General features: G+C 35.6%; 19 protein-coding genes. 18 read left to right on the plus strand and 1 reads right to left on the minus strand.

The genetic code is table 11. The features are described 5' to 3' along the window. The first annotated feature begins 7 nt into the window (after positions 1–7). The 3 genes from recN to spo0A all read left to right on the plus strand — a co-directional run bounded on the left by recN (position 8) and on the right by spo0A (position 4,122). Positions 8–1,717, plus strand: coding sequence for a DNA repair protein RecN (gene recN, locus JOC73_RS02610; RefSeq protein ID WP_204400292.1), 1,710 nt, complete (start codon positions 8–10; stop codon positions 1,715–1,717). 147 nt (positions 1,718–1,864) lie between these two features. After that, positions 1,865–3,178 carry a SpoIVB peptidase gene (spoIVB, locus tag JOC73_RS02615; protein WP_204400293.1) on the plus strand — a complete coding sequence of 438 codons (1,314 nt, stop codon included), beginning with the start codon at positions 1,865–1,867 and terminating at the stop codon, positions 3,176–3,178. A gap of 104 nt (positions 3,179–3,282) precedes the next feature. Next, positions 3,283–4,122 (plus strand): sporulation transcription factor Spo0A, encoded by an 840-nt coding sequence (gene spo0A / locus JOC73_RS02620; protein ID WP_207755038.1) that lies wholly within the window; start codon positions 3,283–3,285, stop codon positions 4,120–4,122. 172 nt (positions 4,123–4,294) lie between these two features. Here spo0A and JOC73_RS02625 read toward each other — a convergent pair whose 3' ends face one another. Further along, a complete protein-coding gene (locus tag JOC73_RS02625; RefSeq protein ID WP_204400295.1) occupies positions 4,295–5,119 on the minus strand; it encodes a RecX family transcriptional regulator in 825 nt (274 codons plus the stop codon). A 135-nt stretch (positions 5,120–5,254) separates the two neighbouring features. Here JOC73_RS02625 and steA point away from each other — a divergent pair, with 135 nt between their 5' ends. The 15 genes from steA to JOC73_RS02700 all read left to right on the plus strand — a co-directional run bounded on the left by steA (position 5,255) and on the right by JOC73_RS02700 (position 25,840). Further along, positions 5,255–6,376 carry a putative cytokinetic ring protein SteA gene (steA, locus tag JOC73_RS02630; protein WP_204400296.1) on the plus strand — a complete coding sequence of 374 codons (1,122 nt, stop codon included), beginning with the start codon at positions 5,255–5,257 and terminating at the stop codon, positions 6,374–6,376. A gap of 14 nt (positions 6,377–6,390) precedes the next feature. Further along, the gene (locus tag JOC73_RS02635; RefSeq protein ID WP_204400297.1) at positions 6,391–7,257 is read left to right on the plus strand and encodes a copper transporter; all 867 of its coding nucleotides are present in this window, start codon (positions 6,391–6,393) and stop codon (positions 7,255–7,257) included. A 36-nt stretch (positions 7,258–7,293) separates the two neighbouring features. Further along, entirely contained in the window at positions 7,294–7,980 is a 687-nt protein-coding gene (locus tag JOC73_RS02640) for a glycosyltransferase family 2 protein (protein WP_204400298.1), read from the plus strand. Positions 7,981–7,991: 11 nt separating this feature from the next. Beyond that, a complete protein-coding gene (locus tag JOC73_RS02645) occupies positions 7,992–8,801 on the plus strand; it encodes an MraY family glycosyltransferase (protein ID WP_204400299.1) in 810 nt (269 codons plus the stop codon). Between the two features lie 78 nt (positions 8,802–8,879). Further along, the gene (locus JOC73_RS02650; protein WP_204400300.1) at positions 8,880–9,950 is read left to right on the plus strand and encodes a DUF3866 family protein; all 1,071 of its coding nucleotides are present in this window, start codon (positions 8,880–8,882) and stop codon (positions 9,948–9,950) included. Between the two features lie 171 nt (positions 9,951–10,121). Further along, positions 10,122–10,664: an NUDIX hydrolase gene (locus tag JOC73_RS02655; protein WP_207755039.1), complete on the plus strand. Its 543-nt coding sequence runs from the start codon at positions 10,122–10,124 to the stop codon at positions 10,662–10,664. A gap of 119 nt (positions 10,665–10,783) precedes the next feature. Next, positions 10,784–11,419 (plus strand): stage II sporulation protein M, encoded by a 636-nt coding sequence (gene spoIIM / locus JOC73_RS02660; protein ID WP_330613066.1) that lies wholly within the window; start codon positions 10,784–10,786, stop codon positions 11,417–11,419. A 223-nt stretch (positions 11,420–11,642) separates the two neighbouring features. Beyond that, complete coding sequence (xerD, locus tag JOC73_RS02665) at positions 11,643–12,527, plus strand: site-specific tyrosine recombinase XerD (RefSeq protein ID WP_204400301.1); 885 nt, start codon at positions 11,643–11,645, stop codon at positions 12,525–12,527. A gap of 250 nt (positions 12,528–12,777) precedes the next feature. Then, positions 12,778–13,953 carry a phosphopentomutase gene (locus tag JOC73_RS02670; protein WP_204400302.1) on the plus strand — a complete coding sequence of 392 codons (1,176 nt, stop codon included), beginning with the start codon at positions 12,778–12,780 and terminating at the stop codon, positions 13,951–13,953. Between the two features lie 111 nt (positions 13,954–14,064). Then, positions 14,065–15,228: a D-alanyl-D-alanine carboxypeptidase family protein gene (locus tag JOC73_RS02675; RefSeq protein ID WP_204400303.1), complete on the plus strand. Its 1,164-nt coding sequence runs from the start codon at positions 14,065–14,067 to the stop codon at positions 15,226–15,228. 167 nt (positions 15,229–15,395) lie between these two features. Further along, positions 15,396–16,469, plus strand: coding sequence for a Wadjet anti-phage system protein JetD domain-containing protein (locus JOC73_RS02680; protein WP_204400304.1), 1,074 nt, complete (start codon positions 15,396–15,398; stop codon positions 16,467–16,469). Further along, positions 16,466–17,938 (plus strand): hypothetical protein, encoded by a 1,473-nt coding sequence (locus tag JOC73_RS02685; RefSeq protein ID WP_204400305.1) that lies wholly within the window; start codon positions 16,466–16,468, stop codon positions 17,936–17,938. The genes JOC73_RS02680 and JOC73_RS02685 overlap by 4 nt, the downstream gene beginning before the upstream one ends. 4 nt (positions 17,939–17,942) lie before the next feature. Continuing rightward, a complete protein-coding gene (locus JOC73_RS02690) occupies positions 17,943–18,707 on the plus strand; it encodes a DUF6063 family protein (protein ID WP_204400306.1) in 765 nt (254 codons plus the stop codon). After that, positions 18,685–23,130 carry a coiled-coil domain-containing protein gene (locus JOC73_RS02695; RefSeq protein WP_204400307.1) on the plus strand — a complete coding sequence of 1,482 codons (4,446 nt, stop codon included), beginning with the start codon at positions 18,685–18,687 and terminating at the stop codon, positions 23,128–23,130. The genes JOC73_RS02690 and JOC73_RS02695 overlap by 23 nt, the downstream gene beginning before the upstream one ends. Before the next feature lie 94 nt (positions 23,131–23,224). Then, positions 23,225–25,840: a CBS domain-containing protein gene (locus JOC73_RS02700; RefSeq protein WP_204400308.1), complete on the plus strand. Its 2,616-nt coding sequence runs from the start codon at positions 23,225–23,227 to the stop codon at positions 25,838–25,840.

The following is a 25,840-nucleotide window of genomic DNA, read 5'->3' on the forward strand; positions in this document are numbered from 1 at the left end:
GGCCTGTATGCTGTTGGAGCTGGAGGTTAAAAACTTTGCTTTAATTGACGAACTTTATCTTCAATTTGAAAAGGGATTAAATATTTTAACTGGGGAGACAGGAGCAGGTAAGTCTATCATAATAGATGCGGTAAATATGGCTATAGGAGAGAGGGCCGATAGAGAATTTGTCCGTTCAGGTACAAACAAATGTACTGTACAAGCCTTGTTTGGCACTGAAGGAACTGTTGGATTGGAAAGTGTTCTGGAGGAATATGGCATTGAAAACAACCAGGAGCAGACTTTAGTGGTGACAAGAGAAATATATGCAAATGGAAGAAGTGTTTGTCGTGTAAATGGTACAATTGTTACTCAAGGAATATTAAAGAACATTACTCAAAAGCTCATCGATATTCATGGACAACATCAGCATCAATCCTTGTTAAATCCTCAAGCCCATGTGGACCTATTAGATGCATACGGGGGACAAGCAGTAAGTCAATTACTCGGAGATATTTCTGAAGGATATAAAACCCTTTTAGCACTGAGAGGGCAACTAAATTCTATTTGTTCAAACGAAATAGAAAGGGAGAGAAAAATTGACCTATTGAAATTTCAAATCCAAGAAGTCAGAGCTGCTGAACTAAAAAGTGGAGAAGAAGAGGAACTGAATCAGCGGAAAGACTTTTTGGCCAATGGTGAGAAAATATTTAAGACCGTCGCTGAAGCATATGGTACCTTATATGAAGGAGATGAATTTTCGCCGTTATTGGACCAACTTTCAAAGACTGTGACACAACTCCACCAAATATCTTCTTTTGACCATCAATTGACTTATTTTTATCAAAGCTTAGAGGATATCCAATATAAAATACAGGACATAACAAGAGATATGAGGGATTATAGAGACCAGATAGATTTTGATCCTGAATCCTTAAATGAAGTAGAAAAGCGTTTAGACATAATTAACAATCTTAAGAGAAAATATGGTAAATCAGTTGAGGAAGTACTGGGATATTATCATAAAATCGAGAAGGAATTGGAATTATACGAAAATAGCGAAGCTGAAATTCTACGATTAAAGAAGTCAATTGAAAAGAAGCAACTTGAAATAGAAGAGAAAGCCCTGATTCTTAGCGGGATAAGAAAAACAATAGCGACTAACTTTCAACAGGAATTGACTAAAATACTTGAGAATTTGAATATGGGGAAGGTATCATTCGATGTTTCCTTCAGTTATACATATGATTCAAATCAACAGTATAAGCTATCAGAAAAAGGGATAGACACAGTTGAATTTATGATATCCACCAATCTAGGTGAACCCCTAAAACCCTTGGCCAAAATTGCATCTGGGGGTGAAATGTCAAGGATTATGTTGGCCCTTAAAACCATATTAGCAAATGTGGATCATATTCCGACATTAATTTTTGATGAAATTGATACGGGAATCAGTGGAAGAACCGCACAAGTGGTGGGACAAAATTTATATGATTTATCCCGTAACTATCAAATTATTTGCATTACCCATCTTCCACAGATCGCATCTTTAGCCGACCGACACTTTTTTATAGAAAAGAAAGAATCTGGAGGCACCACAAAAACAGAGGTGAATCCAATGAATATTGAGGAGCGAATTCGTGAAGTAGGTCGTCTTTTAGGGGGAGAGTTAACTGAAATTACCCTTACACATGCAAAAGAATTATTAAATAAAAAAAGTCCTAAAAGAAAATCTTAATTTTCTTTTAGGACTTTAATTTTTTTTCCTTTAGATCATGAGAAAAAAATATGACAAAATTTATATATAATAATCACTGTCCCAAAAAGCCAAATTAATAACAGTAAGTAAATCTGGAGCAATCAAATATGCTGGGAGAGTGATCAAATGAAACATAAGAAAAGGCTAGTTTTTTTGAGCAACATTATTTTATGTGCTTTCTCCATAATCATCCTTTATTTAATTGTTTTAGATTTTACGGGTGAGATACCTTCTGAGTATAATATTCAAATTGGAGATGATCATATAATCAACAGTAAGTTTCCCTTTTCATTTTCACTTGATTCTAAATTTGATAAGATAATTGAGGTAAACCCTTTAGATGACATGCCTAATTCAGCTTTACATTTAAGTAGTGGTGGTGTTGAATTAAAGACTAGAGGAAAAGGGAGTGCAGATCTGCACTACAAAGTATTTGGGTTTATACCCTATAAGACTGTTAAGGTAAATGTTGTACCTAGAGTAAAAGTAATTCCCGGTGGTCATTCCATAGGAGTGAAGCTTAATACAGACGGAGTATTAGTAGTAGGGATTGCAAAGATTACTGATGAGGAAGGACAAGAACATAACTTAGCTGAAAAAAATGGAATACGTATTGGAGATTCTTTGTTGAGAATTAATGGACGTAAAGTGGAAAATTCTCTACATGTTGCAGATTTAGTACAACGATCAATAGGAGATGAAATACAGCTTACCATGAAACGGGAAGATAAGGAGTTTGATACAACAGTCATACCTGTGAAGTCCAGTCAAGATGGAGAATACAAGTTAGGATTATGGGTAAGGGATAAAACTGCTGGTGTTGGCACCCTTACTTTTTATCATAAAGCTTCAAAAAAGTTTGGTGCATTAGGTCACGGAATAGCCGATATTGATACGGGAGCGCTAATGTCGGTAAAAGACGGTGATATTATGAATTCTAAAGTCATTGACATTGAAAAAGGAAAAAAAGGGAGACCTGGGGAAATAAGGGGGATGTTTCATGATGTGAATAACCCAATAGGAAGTCTTGAAAAGAATACAGCCCATGGAATCTATGGAGAAATTGAAAAACTAGAGGGTGGAAGATATAATGAGTCAATGGAAATTGCATACCAGCATGAGATTAAAGAAGGAGCTGCTTACATTTTAACAACCCTCGATGATAATACTATAGAAAAATACGATATAGAAATTTTGAGGACGATCAGTCAATCTAGACCTGATGGCAAAAGCATGGTAATCAGAGTAACTGATTCTAAGCTTTTAAATAAAACAGGCGGTATCGTTCAGGGAATGAGTGGTAGCCCAATTATCCAAAACAATCGTGTTATTGGAGCTGTTACCCATGTATTAGTAAATGATCCTACAAAGGGATATGGAATCTATATTGAATGGATGCTTGAGGAATCGGGAGCTTCCGACGCTATCCGACAACAGTGATGTTGAAAAAACTTATTTTAAGGAGAACGATTCATATAAAGAAATTTTTAATTTTGGGAGGATAACATTTTCATTTGTCGAAATTGTAATTAGCAGAAAAGAAAATGTTAAATCAGGGGGCGTTACTAGTGAATAATGAAAAAATTAATGTATTAATTGCAGACGACAATGAAGATTTTTGTGATATTTTAAGTGAGTATCTTCAGAGACAGCAGGATATAGAGGTAGTAGGGGTTGCAAAAGATGGCGTAGAAGCGGTAGAATTAATTTCAAAAAAATCACCAGATGTAGTGGTTTTAGATATAATTATGCCACATCTTGATGGTTTGGGGGTTTTAGAGAAACTAAATGCTATTAATTTAGATAAGTTTCCTAAAATTATCATCTTATCCGCAGTAGGGCAAGATAAAATTACCCAAAGAGCAATTAGTTTGGGGGCAGATTACTATGTGATCAAACCTTTTGACTTCGAAGTATTTATTGAAAGAATTCGTCAAACTATGGGGAGTGCTACTACAAATACAGACAGGAAAAGACCTTTTGTATCTACAGCATCAGTACCACAAAGGACATTGGTTAATAACAGCGGACGTAACTTGGAGGCTAGTATTACGAATATTATCCACGAGGTTGGGGTTCCAGCCCATATTAAAGGATATGTGTATTTAAGAGAAGCGATAACAATGGTAGTTTCCAATATGGAGCTTTTAAGTGCTGTTACGAAGGAGCTCTATCCTTCAATCGCAAAGAAATATAACACAACCGCCAGCAGGGTAGAGAGAGCTATTCGACATGCAATAGAGGTTGCTTGGAGTAGAGGAAAAGTAGATACCATTAATACATTATTTGGATATACCATCAATAATGATAAAGGAAAACCAACTAATTCTGAGTTTATTGCAATGGTGGCAGATAAATTGAGATTAGAGCAGCAGGCAGGATAGAAAGTGTACAATGTTATGTAGATAACTATATCAACACCTTATATTTAGTATTGATAATAGATATAAGGTGTTGGTGTTTTTTGTAAATGGTTAACTTTAAAGAAAAATAAAAAAACTTGTTAATATGATCATGTTAAAATACCCTTCTTGTCACTCAGGAAGGCGTTTATTATTAAGGAGTTATTTCATCTAAAACCCTATAGATGGTATCCTGTTGGTACCCTTTTTGATATAAATATGCCCCCATTTTCATCTTTAGAATATGGGGATTTTTTTCTTTTTTTGAGTGTTTATCATAGTATTTCATAGCTAACTTTTTTGCTTCATCAAAATGTAGATCTTGCCTGTCATCCATCAGCTCCTGTATTGCCATGTCCCCCTCTAAGTATTGAAAACACTGGCTAATAATCTCCCATGAATATCCCTTACCCATTAATTTATTGGATAGTTTTTGTTTAATTTGATTAAGAGGAAGATTTTTTTTACTTATGAAATATTGTTTACCTATCTTCAGAGCATTTTCAAGCTCTTCCTCAGGAGAATAGTTAGTTAAGCCCATCTCTATTATTTCTTCATCTACGCCTTTTTTCGATAATTCCTTTTGAATTAATCTTTTGCCCTTTAATTGACTTTGGCTTCGATTTTTAACAAAATTATGGGTATATCCTTCATCATCTATAAATTGATAACTCTTTAATCTCTCAATTGCAGTATCTATGGCGTAGGTATCATAACCTTTTTCTGTTAGATAATTTATGATCTCCTGTTGGGTACGGGATCGTGGGGTAAGATAGTTTAAGGCCTTATTGAAGGCTTCCTTTCGATTATCCTCTTGAATAATAGTGAGGAGTTCCTTCACATCGATAGATTTGCCTTTTTTTAGTTTAAGAGTAACTACAAGTTCTTCATTACAGGAGAAGGTGTATTCATCATCAAGATAAATGTTGTATCTTTGCTTATTTTTCTTTTGCTTTTCAATTGCAGTAATCAGCTTCATTTTATCATTCCTTTGGGGCTATTTTTTGAAATAAAGTTTTCTAGGTAAGGGAGTTTTAAGATAGAATTCTGTCCTTTAAGAATTATTCTAATAATATTACAAATACTATTTAAAAGATTATATGGAGGTTTTACGATGTTAAAGCCAGCACCTGTAAAACTAGATTACAAAACTAAAAATCTAACAACACGATTAGAAGTAGGAGATATCGCTGTTATTAAGCATAAAGATATTGATGAAATAGCTGCTAAATCCTTAGCTTCAAAAAAGGTGGCGGCAGTAATTAATTGTAGTCAGTCCATCAGTGGAGGATATCCCAATCTGGGCCCAACGGTCTTTATTAATCATAACATACCTCTCTATGAGTTAGAAGATGGAGATTTATTTAGGGATTTAAAAGAAGGGGATATTGTAGAAATTAGGGATGATGGATTGTATCGTGATGAAAGTAAGATGGCAACCCTTAAAAGTTTAAATACTGATATGTTGCTTCAATTGTTAGAGCAGGCAGAGAAGAATATTAAAGTGAAATTAGAGGAATTTGTAGACAATACATTAACCTACGCGTCAATGGAAAAGTCACTGATTTTGGAGGAACAAAAGCTTCCGGATACAGGGATATCCTTTCAGGGCAGACATGTATTAGTGGTAGTTCGTGGAAAAACTTATAAAGAAGACTTGAAGGCGATTTTGTCCTATATTAAAGATGAGAAGCCGATTCTGATAGCAGTTGATGGAGGTGGGGATGCACTGTTGGAGTTTGGATTTACTCCTGATATTGTGGTGGGGGATATGGATAGTATAAGTGATGAATGTCTTAAGAAGGCAAGGGAAGTCATTGTCCATGCCTATCCTGACGGTAGAGCTCCTGGATTAGAACGAACTAAAGGATTGAAGCTTTCAGCAAAGGTTTTCCCTGCCTACGGAACAAGTGAAGATATAGCAATGTTATTTGCCTATGAAAAAGGGGCGGAGCTAATTGTAGCAGTGGGGACCCACACAAATATGATAGATTTTTTAGAAAAGGGTCGAAAGGGTATGGGGAGTACATTCCTTGTAAGGATGAAGATTGGAACAAAGCTTGTGGACGCAAAGGGTGTGAGTCAGCTGTACGGGACAGATGTGGATCTTAAGCATGTTTTGTGGCTGGGGGCTGCTTCCTTAATCCCTATTTTGGTCTTAGTTGCTTTGTCTCAACCTATTCAATATTTAGTGAAATTACTTCATATGAGGTTAAGACTATATCTTGGATATTAATAGGAGGGATGAAAATGATTAATATGCGATACTATGTAATAACCATTGCTTCCATATTTATAGCCTTAGGAATAGGGATTGTTATCGGGTTTAACATTAATAGTGATGGGCTATACATTAGTCAGCAGGAAATCATAGTGGAGGCATTAGAGGAAAAATTTAGTGAATTGAATAAAGAAAAGGTATACTTTACTCAAGAAATAGACAAGTTAGTGAAGGAAAAAGAAAAGAATATTGCTTTTATAGATCATGTTTATCAGGAGATGACCAGTGAGAAGCTCAGAGGGCTTAATATTGGTATTATTATTACCTCTGAGGATTATTATTATAAAGATATACGTTCAACCCTAGAAAAGTCTGGTGCTAACGTACCGATTGAGATACAATACGCCAACAAGGTTTTTGCACTAACAGATAAAGAAATCAACGAAATAAATAATAGATTTCATTTAACTGTTGCGGACAGCAAAGAACTAATTTCCGCCATCAATCAAGAGGTGGTAAATTTATTAACTTTTGGTGAAATTAGTCAGCTACTCAGCTATTTTATGGGTGAGGATTTTGTCCATTTGACTGGGAATCTAGTAGAGCTAAAAGAAAATCCAATTCAAAATGTTGTACTGGCTGGAGGTGGTATTGCACCGGACCAAAGAGTCGAGACAGTGGATTTGGATATTATTAGAAAATGTTTGAAGAACTTAATTACTGTTGTAGGTGTTGAGCGGGGAGATGTAGGATACTCATACTTACCCCACTACAAGCGAATGGATATATCGGCAGTAGATCATATCAATACGCCAATGGGACAAATATCCCTCATATTGGAGCTGAAGAAGATAGAAAATATACAGGCAAGTGAAGAATCTTGGGAATTAGAATAGTAGTGTACATAGTCAAAGTGATTAGGAGATGAAATTTTGAAGCCAATAGTTTCTGTTATAATACCTGTCTATAATGAAGGGGAAAGAATAGGGAATACGATTAGGGGATTAATAGCTGTTGATGTGGTGGATTCCATAATTGTGGTGGATGATGGTTCGAAGGATGGTACTGTGGAGGAGGTTAAGAAGTTCAAGGAGGTTAATCTGCTTCAGCATGGAGTAAATCAAGGGAAGGGAACAGCCCTACAAACAGGGGTTAAGGAGGCCATGAAAATAGGAGATATCATTGTTTTTTTAGATGGAGACTTGGGAGAGTCCAGTAAAGAAGTCTATAAGTTGGTTCTACCTCTATTGAACAATGAAGCAGATGTAGTCATTGGGCGATTTCCCCCTGCAAAGAAAAAAGGAGGTTTTGGTCTAGTTAAGGGCTTGGTAAGACTAGGATTAAAACTTCATACGGGAAAGGTTGTGATATCTGCCCTATCAGGACAGAGGGCATTTAAGAAGGAGGTACTCCAGCAGGTGCCAGTAAAGGACCAAGGATATGGCATAGAGATTGGGATGACTATAGATTTACTTAGGAAGAATTTTAAGATCATAGAGGTGGAGGTTGATATGACCCACCATGAGACAGGACGGGATTTGGCTGGGTTTCGTCATCGAGGAAAACAGTTTTATCAAATCATGAAGGTGATTGTAAAGAAAGCCTTTGTAGAACCATAGGAGGGGAGGAAATGATTTTATTATTGTTGATTAGCAGTTTAGTTGTATCATCAATATCCCTCCCATTTGTTCGGGGGATGCTCTTGGAGGGGAAGATAAAGAAGGAAAATTTTAAAGGAGATTTAATACCAGTAGGGATGGGAATGACTCTAATCCCTGTACTTATTATTCATTTTGTGGTTTTGACATATTTCTATCCCCACCAAATGGGTGTACTATTAATTTATTTTGGAGGAATTATGACCATGGCATTTGTTGGTATGGTGGACGATTTAATGGGTAATAGAGATACTTTAGGCTTTAAAGGGCATATTGGTTCTCTTTTGAAAGGCAAACTTACCACTGGTGGGTTTAAGGCGGTAATGGGGGGAATGATTGCTCTGTTAATCAGTTTTTTAATCTCTAGCAATGTGCTTCAACTAATAGCTAACTTTCTAGTGATAGGTTTGATGACGAATCTCTTAAATCTAATGGATTTAAGACCTGGACGGGCGATTAAATCCTTTGGGGTTATTGCTTTAGTATTCTTGTTTGTGGGGCTCACTAGAGAATCAATCGAGATTTTAGCCATAGTCGCTGGATATAGTATTGCATATTTTCCCCAAGATTTAAAGTCACGGGCCATGATGGGGGATGTGGGATCAAATACCCTTGGCATTACATTAGGAATAGCTGTAGCTCTAAGTTTTACCACTACATATAAGGTGATTATTTTAATAGGGTTGATTGCAGTACATATTGTAGCAGAAAAATATTCTATTACGAAAATTATTGGAGGAAATAGAGTGTTAAGTTATTTAGATGAACTTGGAAGGAACTAAATGATGCTAAAGAATGCTTAAAGTAAAGGTATATTGATAATGCAGTATGATTGTAGGTATTAAAGAAGAGGTGATCCATTGATTAGTATAGAAAAAGGGACTGTAAAGGAAATAATTAAGAAACACAGTAAAAGAACGGATATTTTAGTGGAAGTAGATGGTAGGAAAGAGAAGGCCATTAACTATGATGAGATGACGGGAGAAGTACAAGTGGGGAATCCGGTCATTTTAAATACCACAGCAGTAAAACTTGGACTGGGTACTGGTGGTTATCATTTCGTTCTCCACAATCTAGCTCAAGAACAAAAGGAAATGCCAATGGGTGGACATATTATGAAGCTGCGGTATACGCCTCAGCAGATAAAAGTGTTTGCTGCAGAAGAGCAGGAAAGCCAATATCATAGGGCTTTTCTTGATTTTGAGTCTTTAGGGACAATGCCTGTATTGGTAGGGACATTACATAGCATGTTGATGCCCCTGGTGGCTACGTTGAAATACTTAAATCCCCAGATAAAAATAGCCTATATTATGACAGATGGAGCTGCATTGCCCATTGCCCTTAGTAATACGGTGGAATTATTAAAGAAAAATGGTATAATAGATACAACTATCACCATTGGTCATGCCTTTGGGGGTGACTTGGAATGTGTAAATGTGTATAATGGATTGATAGCTGCTAAGGAAATAGCTCTCTGTGATATTGCCATTGTTGTCATGGGACCTGGTATTGTGGGCACTGGAACCCCCTTTGGTTTTACAGGGATTGAACAAGGAATTAACCTCGATGCAGTTGAGGTTTTGGGGGGAATTCCCATCGCAGTACCTAGAATAAGTTTTGCTGATGGTAGAGAACGCCATAAGGGAATCAGTCATCATAGTCTAACTGTTTTAGATAAAATTTGCAGAGGAAAATCCCGAGTGGTACTTCCCCTTCTTGTGGGTCAGGAAAGAGAGCTGGTTCATCATCAAATAAAAAACTTGAAAATAGATGAGAAACACTATATTGTAGAAGAGAATGGTAACATTGTTTTTGATGCATTAGAACACTTTGATTTTACAGTAAGTACTATGGGAAGAGGTGTAAAGGAGGATGCTGCCTTCTTTTTAACCTGTGGAGCAGCCGCCAGCTATGGAATGACATTGATTTAGTTCGATTTTAAGTAATCCTTAAGGGTTATACTTTCTTTGTTTATTTCAGCTAATAGCTTTAGTAATTGATGGGCTTTTCCACAATAAAATAGCTTGTCTTCAGTTTTTTTAACCATAAATATCACCCCATTTTTAAGTAGTTCTATATTATATTGAGAGGGAGGGAGAATTATGACTATAAATGAAAAAACCGTAAAGAGCGAACGGATTTATGAAGGAAAGGTAATCAATCTTCGGGTAGATATGGTGGAACTACCAGACCGTAAATATTCAAAGCGGGAAATCGTAGAGCATGGAGGGGCTGTGGGAGTTGTTGCAGTAACCCCTGATGGGAAGCTTCTTTTTGTAAAACAGTTCCGTAAAGCAGTGGAGGGGGATTTGTTGGAAATTCCAGCTGGAAAAATCGAAAAAGATGAAGACCCAAAGGACTGTGCCCTGAGGGAGTTGGAGGAAGAAACGGGATATACTACATCGAAAATAACTAAAATGCTGGATTTTTATACTAGCCCTGGGTTTTCTAATGAAGTGATACATATTTATTTAGCGGAGGAATTAGAACAAGGAGAGGCTTGTCCAGATGAAGATGAATACATAGAAGTAATCAGCCTGACCCTTGAGGAAATGCTTGAATTGATTAAAAAAGGTGAAGTGAAGGATAGTAAAACCATCGTTGCTATCCTATACTATCAAAATGTTTTGTTGCAGGAACGATAAAAACGTAATAATCTGTAGACCTAATTTTGTCCAATATTATCAAGGACAAGGCATAAAACCTTCTGATCGGGCATATTGTTTTTATTAGTATAAGATTGCCCAACAAGGAGGTTTTTTTTGTGCCGAACAAAATGATGGAAATGTTAAAAAAACATATCAAAGAAAATCTAGCAGTATACTTTATAGTAGTGCTTTGCTTTTTAATCGGCGTTTCTGTAGGGGCCTTTACGGTAAAAGCAGTGGATCCCCATCAAAAGCAAGAATTGGTATCTTACCTAAAGGGATTTTTTCAACTATTTAACGAGGATCAATTAGAACCTATGGGTATTTTTAGGGAGTCAATAAAAAACAATACTCAGTTAATTGTTTTTAATTGGATCTTGGGATTAGTAGTTATAGCGGCTCCTGTGGTTTTAGTAGTAATAGGATTTAAAGGATTTGTAATTGGGTTTACAGTGGGATTGCTATTGGAGGAATTTAAGGTTTTTGGGGTATTATTATTCCTATTAGGGGTACTACCCCATAATATCATTATCATTCCCACCTTTATATTCGGAGCAGTCTTATCCGTAACCTTTGCGATGATGGTGCTGAAGGCAAAGATAAACAAAGTTCGGAATTTCAGCTATGGGAAGCAAATGATGATTTATAGTGGTATCCATATGGGAATATTGATGGTTTTATTAGTGGCATCGACTCTTGAATCCTTTGTTATTCCTTTTTTTATCAAAGTTGTTGTAAGATTTATGGGTTAAGTAAATAATGAAATTTAAACTACAGTAACTAAAAGTCGTATTGTAAAAAATCGATTTTTGGTTTTTTTTTGTTTGGACATGAAAAATTTGTGAGAAAAATATGTAATATATGGGCTAATACTACTAGTTATATTACAGTTTAAATAAAAAATTTATTTTTAGCAGGAATTTAAGAGGTTTCCACGAATTAGAGTATTATAATTGCATAGAGGGAGTTTTTTAAATGTATGAATTAATTATAGGTTTTAGTGATTTCCTAACAACAGAAAAGAAGTTATCCGCCAACACTCTTGAATCCTATAAGAGAGATATTAGGCAATATACTACTTACTTAGAAGAAAATAATATTAGTTGTCTTACTAATACCAATAAAACAACGGTTATTACTTATTTGATTTATTTGCAAAACAAAGGTAAGGCTGCGTCTACAATCTCCAGGAATATAGCTTCTATTCGGTGTTTTTATCAGTTTCTGCTGATAAATAATCTAGTAAATCAAGATCCCACCATCAATCTGGAGTCTCCAAAGGCTGAGAAAAAAGCCCCAAGCATATTGACTCTAAAGGAAATTGATATGCTGTTAAGTCAACCAGAAGTTTCTAACTTAAAAGGGGTAAGGGATAAGGCTATGCTGGAGCTTTTATATGCGACTGGTATTCGAGTGAGTGAATTAATCTCTTTAAATATAGATGATATTAATGTTGAGATGGGTTATATCAAGTGTTCTACAGGCACTAAGGAAAGGGTTATTCCTATTGGTTCTGTTGCCCTTGAGGTTCTACAAATATATATTGAGGAATATCGTAGCTCCTTTATCAGAGTAAAGGAGGAGGCGTCCTTATTTTTAAATTGTCATGGAAATCGCCTTACGAGACAAGGTTTTTGGAAAATCATAAAAGCCTACACAAAAAAGGCAAATATTGATAAGAGTATCACACCCCACACCTTAAGACATTCCTTTGCCACCCATTTGATACAAAATGGTGCAGATTTGAAGTCGGTACAGGAGATGCTGGGACATTCAGATATATCAACAACACAGGTTTATATGAATCTAACTAAGAATAAAATTAAAGATGTATATAAAAAAGCACACCCTAGGGCCTAGTAATAGGTCCTGTTTTTATACTAAATTATAATGGATACATACGATTTAATGCTGCCCCAAAGCAAAAATTATGCTATAATAGAATTTCTTACTAGTAGATGGCTATGAATAGTGTTTTTTACATATTCGCTTCGAAAAACTGTAATGATGGAAGTATAAGTTTAGTCATAAATAAATTAATAGAACTTGAATACACCTATAGTTATGGAGTTATGGGGTATAATAACAAAAAAATAGAGGAGGATTGCATATGGTTAATCGCGTGGTACTTTTTGTAATGGATAGTGTGGGGATTGGTGCATTACCTGATGCAGAGGCTTTTGGTGATGTGGGTGTTAACACACTTGGAAATATTGCATTGGCAACAGGTGGGTTAGACTTACCTAATTTACAAGGTCTAGGTTTGGGAAATATTGATGGAATCAAAGGCGTAACGGCTGTGGATGCTCCAAAGGGTGCCTATGGTCGTTCTGATGAAGTTTCTAATGGAAAGGATACCACAACTGGTCACTGGGAATTAGCTGGACTGCATGTGACGGAGCCCTTTAATACCTACCCCGAGGGATTTCCAGAGGAAATTATCTCTGCCTTTGAGGAAAAAGTCGGTAGAAAAGTATTAGGTAATAAACCAGCATCAGGTACGGTGATTTTAGATGAGCTGGGGGAGGAACATATGAAGACAGGGTATCCAATCGTATATACCTCTGCAGATAGCGTATTCCAAATCGCTGTCCATGAAGAGATTATTCCACTAGAAGAATTATATAAAATGTGTGAAATTGCTAGGGAAATTATGACGGGAGACCATGCAGTTGCTAGGGTGATTGCACGACCCTTCGTTGGAAACGTAGGAGCCTTTACCCGTACTCCAAATAGGAGAGATTATTCTTTAGATCCTTTTGGTGAGACGTTATTGGATATTGCCAAAACAGCTGGATTGGATGTAATTGCTGTAGGGAAAATAGAGGATATATACAACGGACATGGAGTGACTGAAGCGATACATACAAAGGATAATATGGCAGGAATAGATGCTACGATTGATTATTTGAAAAAAAATAATAGAGGAATTATCTTTACCAATCTTGTGGATTTCGACGCTAAATATGGCCATAGAAGGGATGCTGTAGGGTACAAAAAAGCATTAGAGGATATGGACCAAAGAATTCCTGAGATTCTAAATGCAATGGGGCCTAAGGATGTAATCATCTTTACGGCTGACCATGGTAATGACCCAACCTATAAAGGTACAGACCATACTAGAGAATACATCCCAATAGTTGTTTATGGTGATGCCATTAAGGGAAATGTAAACCTAGGAACAAGAAAATCCTTTGCAGATATTGCGGCTACTATATCTGACTTGCTAGAAATCGATAATACTGGTAAGGGTGAGAGTTTTAAGAATATGATTATTAAAGATTAATTAGTGCTAAAAATTACCTATTATATTTCCAATTCAATATCCTCCTTGTTGTATAAGGAACTTTCCACATGGAAAACCTAAACTCATACAAATAAAAAGGAGGATCAGAAGATGAAATTGACAAAAAAATTAATGAGGGCATTCTTGATCATAACTTTAATTATCAGCTTTTCCATGCCACAAGTAGATGCGTCGTCACAGCCCTTTAATATCAACGCAAAATCTGCAATACTGATTGACTCAGCCACAGGAACTGTACTGTACGAAAAAAACATACATGAAGCCCTACCACCAGCCAGCGTAACCAAAATCATGACTATGTTATTGACCATGGAGGCAATTGAAGAAGGAAAGATTACCCTAGAGGATAAGGTAGTTGTCAGTGAATTAGCATCTAGTATGGGGGGGACGCAACTTTACTTAGAACCAGGGGAAGTTAAAACTATTGAAGAGTTGATGAAGGGAATAGCTATCCGTTCTGCCAATGATGCTTGTGTTGCCATAGGGGAACATTTAGCAGGTTCTGAAGACCTATTTGTTCAGAGGATGAATGAAAGAGCAAAAGAATTGGGTATGAAGGATTCAAACTTTGTCAATACAAATGGATTGCCTGAAGATGGACATGTTACCAGTGCCTACGATATTTCTTTAATGTCAAAGGAATTATTAAAGCATAAGGAAATTCATAAATGGCTTACCACTTGGATGGATGAAGTCGTAGTTGGAAAAAGTCAATCGGTACAACAGTTAGTCAATACAAATAGATTAATCCGTTTCTATGATGGCGCCAATGGTATTAAGACAGGTTATACCAGTGCTGCAAAACATTGTTTGTCGGCGTCTGCCACTAGAGGGAACACAACTTTTATTGCAGTCATCATGGGTGCTCCAACTTCACCTATTCGTTTTAGTGAAGCAGCAAAGCTATTAGATTATGGATTTGCCAACTATAGTTCTGTGGATGTTGTCAAAAAGGATACTGCTGCTGGTAGTGTTCCTGTTGAAAAAGGGAAATTGTTACAAGTTGAAGCAATGCCTAAAGAAGATTTAAAGCTATTGGTTAAAAAAGGAGAAGAAGGTACTATAGATCATGATGTGATTTTGCCTCAATATGTTCAAGCACCTATAGCAAAAGGCGAAAAAATCGGCGAGGTCATTGTCACAGTAAATGGCAAGGAAAAGGCTCGGGTTGACCTTGTGGCTGCTGAGGATGTAGGAAAGGCTTCAATTATGGATATATTGAGTAGAATGGTAAGAAAATTTGTAGGGAGATAAAAAATTTTAAATGATGTAAAACCCAGTACAAAAATGCTACTGGGTTTTATTTTGCAATAATACCTTTCTGTCAGATACTTAGAATGCTATAATTAATATACACAATATCCGATAAATGCCGTTAAAAGCAATAGAGTTAGTTAGATTTTAAAGATAAGGGTGAGTTTATGGAAAAAATGATAAAAAACTTCCTAGCTTTATATGAAAGTAAGAATAAAAAAAGGTTTGATATCACCACTCTAGAAAGTTACGTCATAACAGGATGCAGGGGAGTTCAGAATTATGTAGACAAAGGTGGATATAATGAATTCTACAATCAAATCATGGACTTAAAAGAAAAAAAACATATAAAAGAAATAGGTGCTTCAGAGTATAATCGTATGAATCCTCCATTAAAAGCTAGGTGGCAGATTACATCAGAGGAAGTCAAACATAATTGGGATCCTTCAAAAATCCTCAAGTACTCTGACGTTTTGGATTTCGCCTATTATAAGAAAAATCCATCCCTTCAAAGTGATTTGGAATGGGAATATATTGAGAACATATATGGGTTTATAAAAAATAGAGATCAAAAGAAATGGGCAAGCATAGAAGAACGCTCTCTGGAACTTTTTTATGATGAAAAATTTTTAATCCAGAAGAAAGAGACTTTGAAAGGGAAATATGGAATTTTAAGTAGGCTTAAGTTAACCAATGAAGATTTGAAGATGAAACGATATGGGGAGATGTTTATCCATTGGAATAGAGGTGTACAAAATGTAAAAAACATCATAATCCTAGAAAATCATTCTACTTTTTTTACATATAAAAGGTTTGTTGAAAAATATGAAGAGATCTTTGGCTACACACCTGATGCTTTGATCTATGGTGAGGGGAAAAAAATTGAGGGTAGTTTGACATTTCTGGAGGAGATAGCAAATCTGTCAGAGGTTGAGATCTTGTATTTTGGGGATTTTGATTCAGAGGGACTAGGTATATATTACAGGCTTAAAGCCCGATATCCAATGCTCAATATCAAATTGCAATTTAGTGCCTATATTCATCTGCTTTCAGTATGTAACAGGGACTACTCTTTAGGTGGCCAACAGAAAAAACAACTATACCTAGACTTTTTTTTAACGGAAATTACTCAATATTTAGATGATGATATGCTTAATAAATTACTATACATCTGGGAGAATGACTTCAGAATCCCCCAAGAATTAATAAACTATGAATATTTAGTGAAGGTGAGAGAATGACCATAGAAAAAGGTTTTTTTAATCGAATGAAGAAACTGCAGCCTATCCGTATGTTGGGGACAGGAATGGATTTGGGTAATCTAAATGAATATGCTTATGAAATATGTTTTTTACTTATTCAAAATATTTTCCATAGGGAGCTTAGGGAAAATCATAATAGAACTAGAAATGATATGGTTTTCATTACTGAAAAAATCCTTAGGGATATGGATTTGGAAGGCAGTAGAGAAATAGTAGACAGAATTGTAGATGGAACTCTTTGGTATCGTGACCCTAACCGACAAGAAGCCTTTAGTACAGGGGTATTTGATGAGAGCACCAATCGTAAAGTAGACTATACCTTTAGATATTTGAAGGTGGATAGAGAACATAGTCACTGGGAACAAGGGGGCTCTACCGTATATATGTTGACGGAAGAAAGCCAAGAGATGATCTTTATTACGAGGGAAATTTTAGAGGAATTTGGATTTGACCTAGAGCAGTTCTATACCCTTCAATTAATTAAAACAGGTAATTTTTCTAAAGCACAAAATAGCATTGATCATTTAGTTGCAAGAGTAAGGGTACTGATTAATAGGGAGAAGGAATATAGGCGGGACATTATTAGAGATCCCCAAAATATTTTCTTTGATAGAAGTATCCGAGGCAAAAGGACTGAGGATGAAATCAAAGAACAGTTTAATGAAGAACAGCAGGTTTTTCAAAGTATGCTTTCTTGGAAAAATAGGTTCGATACCCTACCAGATGACAAAAAGAGGGAAGCTGAAGTCATGTTTGAAAATCTGGAGAGGGCTAGGAGCCTACACGATAGTTTAGCAAAGCATGTTATGGAAAATTTGGCTTTAGAACTTGAAATAAGAGTAAAGTACCCTGAGACTTTTTGGAATATTTCCAGCTATAGCTTTAAAAAAGACATTTGGCAAAATCATATTGTTAAAAATGGCCTAAATAGCATTGATGATTTGGAAAAGGTCGTTTCACCTCTATTTTCTCCAGAAACAGACTTTGTTTATCCTCTGGAATGGGCTTGGGCTGAGCAAATGGTAAGAACAAGAAGGAGAGAAAGGCAACCATCAGACCCTCAGATAGAAGAGGGATGGAAATTTAGAGAGACGGATTGGGACTTGTTGGTGGAACTCTATGAAGAAGTTTTTTCATCGCTAATAGATACGGGAAAGTTTTCTATTCAACAATTAAATGCAAAGAATGGGGAAGAAAAAGAAAAATGGTTAAGACAAAGGGAAAATATTGATATATTTATGATGTTTGTTATTTCTGAGGTTGTTTTGGACTTAGAGTATGTTGGAGAAGATGAAAGACTTAAATTGTTTAAAGTCTTATGTGAAAAGAATCCGATTTTTAGAGCCCTACAGGGTAAGCGAATTTTAACTGAGATTGAGGATACCGATGAAGGATTTAATTGGAATGAATTGTATATTTCCCCCTATCGGATCTATATTAAGGAGTGAGACAATGGGTTATACCAGTGAGGACATTAAAAAAGCCAGTGAATTATTTTTTCATTTACTTAACAAGAGAATCCTCCCAGCCAATGATCTATTAGCAAATCTATATTATGAAGATAACGGAGTTAAAGAAATTATCGAAAATATGGCAGAGGAAGGTGGGTTGAAGGTTTTAGGTACACGTCAGAACCTTCATTTAGTAGCTAAAGGAGAACATTCCATGTTTGCAACTACCTATAGCCAAATGAAGGAGAAATATAAAAAACTAGATAGGAAAAAACATTTCTATTTAGCCAATATGATAATATGTATATATTTAGCGGAGATAGATCGGGAAAACCGATTTACTTTTCGGATCGAAGATGCAGCGATATCCTACTATAAGTTAGAAGAAGTTATTACCAACACTTTGGATTCATGGAAGAAAAGAAATGAAACAGAGGATAGCTTTTCTGCGGATTTTGCCATTGCCATAGATGATATCCATCTTCTTTGGCATACGGAACTCTCCCATTCAAAAGAAGCAAAGGACGGTATTGGCTTCAGTTTGTCATCCCAGACTAGATTAGGATTTATTTATGAAGCTCTAAAACCTTTAGAACAGGAGAATTTAATTATTAATTTATATAGAGAGAATAGAATTATCCCAAAGGAAGAGCTTTACGAACGACTTGACCATCTTTACCACGGGGGAGATCGTTATGAGGAGATCATGGAATTGATTAAAGAAGAACGGGGGGAGAAAAAGGATGCCGAAATTATCGAAGATTAGATTAACTGGATGTAAATACGAAGGCATGAAAAAGGAACATGAAAATTCTATCTTTGATTTAACAAAGGGAGGACAACCTGACCATACTCTCTTTACCCTATTTAATGGCGGTGGAAAAGGTGTAATGATGCAATTAATTTTTCAGATTCTGCTACCAGAAACCAAATGGGGAAAAAATCACGGAAATAAAGTTATATCAATGTTTTATGATCAAAGAAACAATCTGCATCCCTTTACCTTTCACGTAGTATTAGAGTGGGTGTTAGATGCAGTCCCAGAGAGAAGATTAATCACTGGAATAGCTGTAAAGGCAATCATCAAAAACACCAGTGGAGAAGAAGAGGAAAAAACAGGACTATCCTATTTTCTATATACCCACGAGCATGAAAATAAGGGCTATTTTTCAGTAGAGAATTTACCTCTAGTAGACCAGCAAACTGGGAAGGCTGTGGATATTGAAAAACTAGAGGCATTTATTGATGAGCGTAAAAGAGATTTTATCAAATATAGTCAAGCAAGTGGAAGGAAAACAGATTCCCAATATTATAAATATCTAGCCAATAGAGGGATTTATCGAAGTGAATGGATTAACTTAAAATCCATCAACAAACTAGAAGGTGGAGCGGGGGATTATTTTATTGGAGCCAGTGATAATAAGGCCATTTTTGATAAAAAAATTATTCCTGTCATCAGTGAGAACATTAAAAATTACACCCATGATGAAGGTGACCATTTAATTGAAATGTTTAGGAGTAATTTATCTATTACTAAGGATTTGCCAGTACTAATGAAGCGGGAGGGGGGATATAAAGATCTTTTAGTGGAGATTAGACCCTTGATAGAAAATGCCGATAGCGGTTCGAGGTTTATTGATATGAAGGAAAGGCTCATAGATGAGGGCAATGACATCTATTTTATTTTATCGGAAGAACAGAGTCGGGTACTTCATGAAATCCACAAATGGGATCAATCAGAAAAAAAGGGAAAAGAAGAAGGAATTAATTTGGAGTTCAAAAAGAATAATCTCTATTACAATAAAGAAAAAAGAGACTTAGATGCTGTTGAGAAGGAAGCTCTAGAAGCAGAAGAGCAATTCAATGAAAAATCCCATGAACTTGAAGACAAGGAAAAAGAGCTGCTTCTATATCAGATAAATGAGAAGGTATTTCACAAAAAAGAAACAGAAGAGAAGATTAAAAGCAAGGTTGAAGAAAAAGAAAGACTGGTGGCAGCATTAGATATTACTGATTTGAAACAAAGGGCTGATGAGTTGGACGATGAAATAGAGATGGAATGGGATAAAACAAAAAATGATTGCAGCAATCATGAAAATCAGTATTTGGGTTTTAAAAACTATATCAAACAGCTTGTGGAGGAAAATGCTAGGAAGAAGAAGGTATATCAATCTAAGGTGGAAGAATTACAAAATAAGATTAACAAATTTGTCCTAAAAGAAGAAGCACTAGAAAAATATAAGGAAAAGCTGGGACAATATTATGATTTTATGAGATTAGCTTTTCCCGACAGGATTCTTGATGATTTAAACAAAGAAAACACGGAAATAACTAGTTGTATCAATCGACTATCCGATGGGATAAAGAATCACCAAGAAAAACTAGCCACCTTTAATAATGATTTAGTCAAGTTAAAATACAGCCTTGAGATGAAGGATGGCAGGGTTAAAGAACTGAAGTCAAAAATAGATCTTCAGCAACGACATGAGTTGGAAATCGCTAGAAAAGTTTCTAAACGATTATTTGTGAGCTATGAAGGTGGTTTGTTGAATCATGATTGGTTTGCTAAAAAACAAAGGGACCTAAAGGTACTTGAGTTAAATAAAAAGCAAAGCCTTGAAGAAACCCAAAGGACAATATGGGAGAAAAATATTGACAAATCCTTGAATAAAGAAGACTACTTTATCCCCAATAAAGATGTTATTTTAATTAAAGATGAAATAAAGAAATTAAATATCCATGTGGAAACTGGACCTGAATATTTAAGTGCCCTTAACCAGGAGGAGAAGATGAAGGTAGCCAATGAAACACCTGGTATCCTCTACTCAGTAATTATCGCTAGTCAAAGGGATTGGGAGATTATTGAGAAAAATATTAATAGGAATCTGTTTATGAATAATATGGTTCCTATCTATGTTCGTTCCCAAATGAAATCTAATGAAAATCGGTTGTTTAAGATGGTTGCTGGACTGGCTGATGGATTGGTGGAGGAAAGTAAATATCTAAATTGGAAAAAGTCAATGGAGCAGGAGATGGAGAACTTATCTTCCATAGAGAATAATCTCAAGAAGGACTTAGAGGATATTGGAGAAATCCTACAGGAGTTAAATATTATTGAGAAAAACGATACAGCATGGACTTTGAATCAAAATCTAAAGGAAGAAGAAGCCTCAATAGCTGATCTGGTAAATGTAATTGGATCAAAGGAAGAAGAAAGGACAATTACAGAAGGTAAGTTGAAACAATTAAATGGGGAATATGTTGAAAACGAAAGCAAATTAGAGGGATTAAAAAATTCTATCAAAGAGATTGAAGTATATATTGAAAAAATACAAGAAGTCAATCAGGATAGATTAGAGATTACATCTGTTAAAAGAGAGTTGCTTGATATTAAGCAATTAATCTCGGATATAGATATGGCAAACGAAGAGATTAAGGAGAAACTTGATACGATTACAGGGAGATATAATGAATGGAATGTGAGTATTAAAAATCTTTTCAACAGAGTAAAATCGGTTTATCCAGAAGCAACTTATAATACTTTAATTGATCAGACTTATTCAAATCACAGGCCGCCTAGCTTTTTTTTGGAGGAGGATAAATTATTAGCTCTGGTAACCGAGAGAAAAATCGTGGATGAAGATATCGCCCATAAAGATAGTCAGATTGCCACTATAGACGTGGATTTAAAATATCTTAACAAAGATCTTGGAAGATTTATTGATGAATTAGAGAAATTAGATAGTAACTGGGCTAACTTTCCCTACTTAAATCTGCCGTTAATAGAGATTGAAATGATTATAAAAATAATTGATAAGAAAATCAAGCAACTTGAAAACGAAAAGACCACACTAAAATCAATAGTAGATACTGCAAAAGGAAGTATTAAGAGTAGTAGAAAAACATTAGAAAATAAAGAAGAGCAAATAATGAAAAATCATAATAAAGCACCTATACTACTAGAAATAGAAATTGAGGATATTAAAAGTGAGATTAATAACGTAGAACGAGATATTGAGTCAAACAAAAAATATTTAAAACTATGTGATGATGAGTTACTAAAGCACAATCAAATGAAAACAAAGATAGTAATCAATCTTTCTAGAATAAAAACTGGATATCCATTGGAACCAAACAAAGGAAAAAGAGAACAGTTTTTAGCAGCTAAAGTCAAAGAATCTCCAGATACAGTTGTTGAGGAGTGGCTAAGGAAATGTGACAGTAATAAAAGGAAAATGGAGGCAACAATACTAGAGGGGGAACGATATAAATCTAAGTTTATTAAGGTAATCACTTCAAAACTAGAAGAGGATAAACTAAAGGAAAAGATTGTTAACACAATTAAGGAAGCAAATATTGATAAATTTAAAAGCAATCTCACATCTTTTAATAGTATGGAGAAACATTTTCAAGAGGAGCTTTTGAGGCTATCAAAAGATAAGAAAAAAGCAGAAGACGTGATGAAACAATGGACCCATAGAGCATCACTTCATATCATTAGAATGATAGAAGCCCTAAAGAGTATGGTTGCCAGTATGAATTATGTTAATGAACAGGGTTATGCATTCCCATTAGTCAAATTGAAGGGGGCGGAAGGGTTACCAAAGGAAGTATCTGAAATTGAATATCTATTAGAAGAATATTTTATTGAATCTATATCTAAGGTGCTTGAGAAAAATGAGGAAATTTCCAGCATTGATGATCGTACTCTGAGGGATATCATGGGGGATAAAACGATTTTCTCAAAAGGCCTCAAAGGTAGGTATCCAACCTTAATGGTATATAAGATGTCTGAGAAAAATGAATTTAGATATGCTAGGGCAAGGGAAGAGTATTATACCACTTGGGAGGCGATTAATAAGGGAGAGGGGGATTTGCCAGAAGGATCTGGTGGACAAACTCTTTCTGTAAATACATTTGTAATCATGATGCTTATGAGTTTTAAGAAGAAAACCGTTGGAAATGAAAATCCTTCCACAGTACTAATATTAGATAATCCTTTTGGCAAAGCCTCAGCTAAGCATGTTTTAGATCCAATATTTGAGATAGCAAGAAAGCTGAACTTTCAATTGATTTGCTTTGCAGCTCCTGAAATTATTAAAGTAGAGATTAGTGAAAGATTCCCAGTGTTTTGGGAGTTAAAGGTTCAGGACGGAAAGATTGTCCATGGAGGAAGGGTAATAAAATGAGTATGATATAATATAAAGTAGTTGTTTAAATGATTGTTAAAAAAAATATATATAAATGTTTGTGCATAAAACGCTTAAGTAAAGGGTGAAAAAATTGAAGGTTATTGTTAGTCACCAAAATACAGATTTTGATGCTTTAGCCAGTATGGTTGCCTGTTTAAAACTACATACGGATGCAACAATGTTTTTTACAGGAAAACTAAAGGAGGAAGTAAGGGAGTTTATTACTCTATACAAAAACGTATTACCTATTTCTCAAGCTGGAAAACTGAACCTCTCAGAGGTGGAAGAACTTTTTATAGTGGATGTCAATTCAGCTAAAAGGATTGGAAAATTTAAAGACCTATTGGAGTCGGATATTCCAATAACCGTTTATGATCATCATATGGTGGGGGACTATAGTATTCAAAAAGGACATCAGATTATTAAGAAATATGGAGCTTGTGTTACTATCCTGTTGGAGGAGATTATCCAAAGGGGTATTCCAATCACCTCCTTTGAAGCCACTTTATTTGCATTAGGAATCTATACGGATACAAACTGCCTTACATTTAGTCATACCACCCATCATGATGCTGAGGTGGTGGCTTTTTTATTAAAAAATGGGGCGAATTTAGGTGTAGTCAGTGAAGTCATGAGGAATACATTGGCGCCAGAACAGGACCAATTATTTTCTTCTATTATTAATAGCCTTGAAACTGTAGATATAAATGGGTATCAAATTATTCTTTCTACCTTGATAGTAGAGGACTTCATAGGTGATTTAGGAAGTATGGCAGAAAAACTGCTGGACATAAAAAAATGTGATGGAATATTCTTAGTAGTAAAAATGGAGGATCGATGCTATATCGTAGGTCGTTGTATTGTAGAGGATATTGACATTCCGTTGGTATTAAGCAAATTTGGAGGCGGTGGTCATCGAAAGGCGGCTTCAGCTTCAATAAAAGATGGAGACCCTCAAGGTATTAAAGAGTTGTTGTTACAATCCTTAAGGGTGAACACGAAGCCAAAAGTCACAGCAAAGGAAATCATGAGCTATCCTGTCAAGACGGTTTTTGAAGATATGTCGGTAAGGGAAGTTAATCGAGTCATGCTGAGATATGGACATACTGGGATGCCAGTGGTCAAAGAAGACCAGCTGATTGGAATTATCTCGAGAACCGATATAGACAAAGCCATCATTCATGGATTAGGACACGCTCCAGTAAAAGGCTTTATGACAAGGAATATCCTTTCTATTCCTAAGGATACCTCAATAACTGAAATCAATGAATTAATGCTCAAGCATAACATAGGTAGGCTTCCTGTAATTGATGAGGGTAGACTCATAGGAATTGTTACTAGAACTGATTTATTGAAGGTGTTGTATGGTAACAATCATCCAAATTGGTACAAGAAGATGTTCCATCAGGATGATGCCCTTGAGGAATTAGATTGCTATGCTTTAATAGAGAAACTACCAACAGATGTACGTCATATTCTTGATGTAGCTGGAAGGGTAGGGGATGAACTTAATAAGAATGTATATGTGGTGGGGGGATTTGTGCGGGACCTTGTACTACAGCAGCATAACTTTGATATTGATATTGTCATAGAAGGAGATGGTATTGCCTTTGCACAGGCAGTAAATGAAAAGCTGAGGGGTGAAATAACCCTCTACCATCAGTTTGGAACAGCTCTAATCTCATTAGATAATGGACAAGAGCTTGATATCGTATCTGCTAGAAGGGAGTATTATGAATATCCTGCCGCCCTACCAAAAGTAGAAAAGAGCACCATTTGGAGTGACTTATTTAGAAGGGACTTTACCATCAATTGTCTTGCTCTACAATTAAATAAGAAAAACAAAGGTCTATTGTTAGATTATTTTGCGGGGCTTGAAGATATAAAAGAAAAAAAGATTCGAGTTTTATACAATCTTAGCTTTGTAGAGGATCCTACTCGAATTTTCAGAGCTATACGATTTGCTTCTCGTCTTGGGTTTGAAATAGAAGGAGAAACCCATGGCTTTATCCAACAGGCGATTAAGGATCATATGATTGAGAAGCTCAGTGATGACCGCGTTCGGGAGGAGTTAAAACTGATATTGCAGGAGAAAAGTGTCTGCCGTAGCCTTTTACTTTTGGAGAATTACAAGGTGTTTCAGGTTCTTCATAAGGATTTACGGATAGATAATGATACATTAGAGAAAATCAGATGTTTAGATGATACTATTGAAAGATTTAATGAAATTTTTTATCAGCCAGTAAATCGCCTACAAATTGTACTGATGCAGCTTCTCACCAACTTTCCTACAGAAGGCTTGGAGGGGGTAATTAATAAATTTGCCACCCAATCCCTAGTGAAGCTGGTACAACCTTCGTTGACAAACAAGGGCAGTCTCTATAAACTTTTACAAGAAGAGGATTTGGATAAATTTGCATTGTATCAGGCATTAAAGCCTCTAAAATTAGAGGAAATGATCTTCTACTACAATGACTGTAATGACCCATATATTCAGCACTACCTAATGTTTTATACTTTGAAATTAAGAGATGTTAATTGTGAAATCTGTGGAGAAGACCTAAAGGCCATCGGGATAAAACCAGGACCCATATATAAAAAAATTCTAGATGAAGTATTGAGGGCGAAGGTGAAGGGGCTTGTCTATAGTCGAGATGATGAACTAAATTATGCTATGAAAGCATTGGAAAAATTAAGGGGGGAATAG

The organism is Alkaliphilus hydrothermalis (assembly GCF_016908555.1).
GTDB classification, from domain to species: Bacteria; Bacillota; Clostridia; order Peptostreptococcales; family Natronincolaceae; genus Alkaliphilus; species Alkaliphilus hydrothermalis.

Bases quoted from the DNA above. Each gene is read 5' to 3' on its own strand.
- JOC73_RS02685 (WP_204400305.1), top strand. From the start codon at position 16,466: ATGACCATAGAAAAAGGTTTTTTTAATCGAATGAAGAAACTGCAGCCT.
- JOC73_RS02670 (WP_204400302.1), top strand. From the start codon at position 12,778: ATGGTTAATCGCGTGGTACTTTTTGTAATGGATAGTGTGGGGATTGGT.
- steA (WP_204400296.1), top strand. From the start codon at position 5,255: ATGTTAAAGCCAGCACCTGTAAAACTAGATTACAAAACTAAAAATCTA.
- JOC73_RS02625 (WP_204400295.1), bottom strand. From the start codon at position 5,119: ATGAAGCTGATTACTGCAATTGAAAAGCAAAAGAAAAATAAGCAAAGA.
- JOC73_RS02680 (WP_204400304.1), top strand. From the start codon at position 15,396: ATGGAAAAAATGATAAAAAACTTCCTAGCTTTATATGAAAGTAAGAAT.
- JOC73_RS02690 (WP_204400306.1), top strand. From the start codon at position 17,943: ATGGGTTATACCAGTGAGGACATTAAAAAAGCCAGTGAATTATTTTTT.
- JOC73_RS02695 (WP_204400307.1), top strand. From the start codon at position 18,685: ATGCCGAAATTATCGAAGATTAGATTAACTGGATGTAAATACGAAGGC.
- JOC73_RS02645 (WP_204400299.1), top strand. From the start codon at position 7,992: ATGATTTTATTATTGTTGATTAGCAGTTTAGTTGTATCATCAATATCC.
- spoIVB (WP_204400293.1), top strand. From the start codon at position 1,865: ATGAAACATAAGAAAAGGCTAGTTTTTTTGAGCAACATTATTTTATGT.
- recN (WP_204400292.1), top strand. From the start codon at position 8: ATGCTGTTGGAGCTGGAGGTTAAAAACTTTGCTTTAATTGACGAACTT.
- JOC73_RS02635 (WP_204400297.1), top strand. From the start codon at position 6,391: ATGATTAATATGCGATACTATGTAATAACCATTGCTTCCATATTTATA.
- spo0A (WP_207755038.1), top strand. From the start codon at position 3,283: ATGTTAAATCAGGGGGCGTTACTAGTGAATAATGAAAAAATTAATGTA.
- JOC73_RS02655 (WP_207755039.1), top strand. From the start codon at position 10,122: ATGACTATAAATGAAAAAACCGTAAAGAGCGAACGGATTTATGAAGGA.
- xerD (WP_204400301.1), top strand. From the start codon at position 11,643: ATGTATGAATTAATTATAGGTTTTAGTGATTTCCTAACAACAGAAAAG.
- JOC73_RS02675 (WP_204400303.1), top strand. From the start codon at position 14,065: ATGAAATTGACAAAAAAATTAATGAGGGCATTCTTGATCATAACTTTA.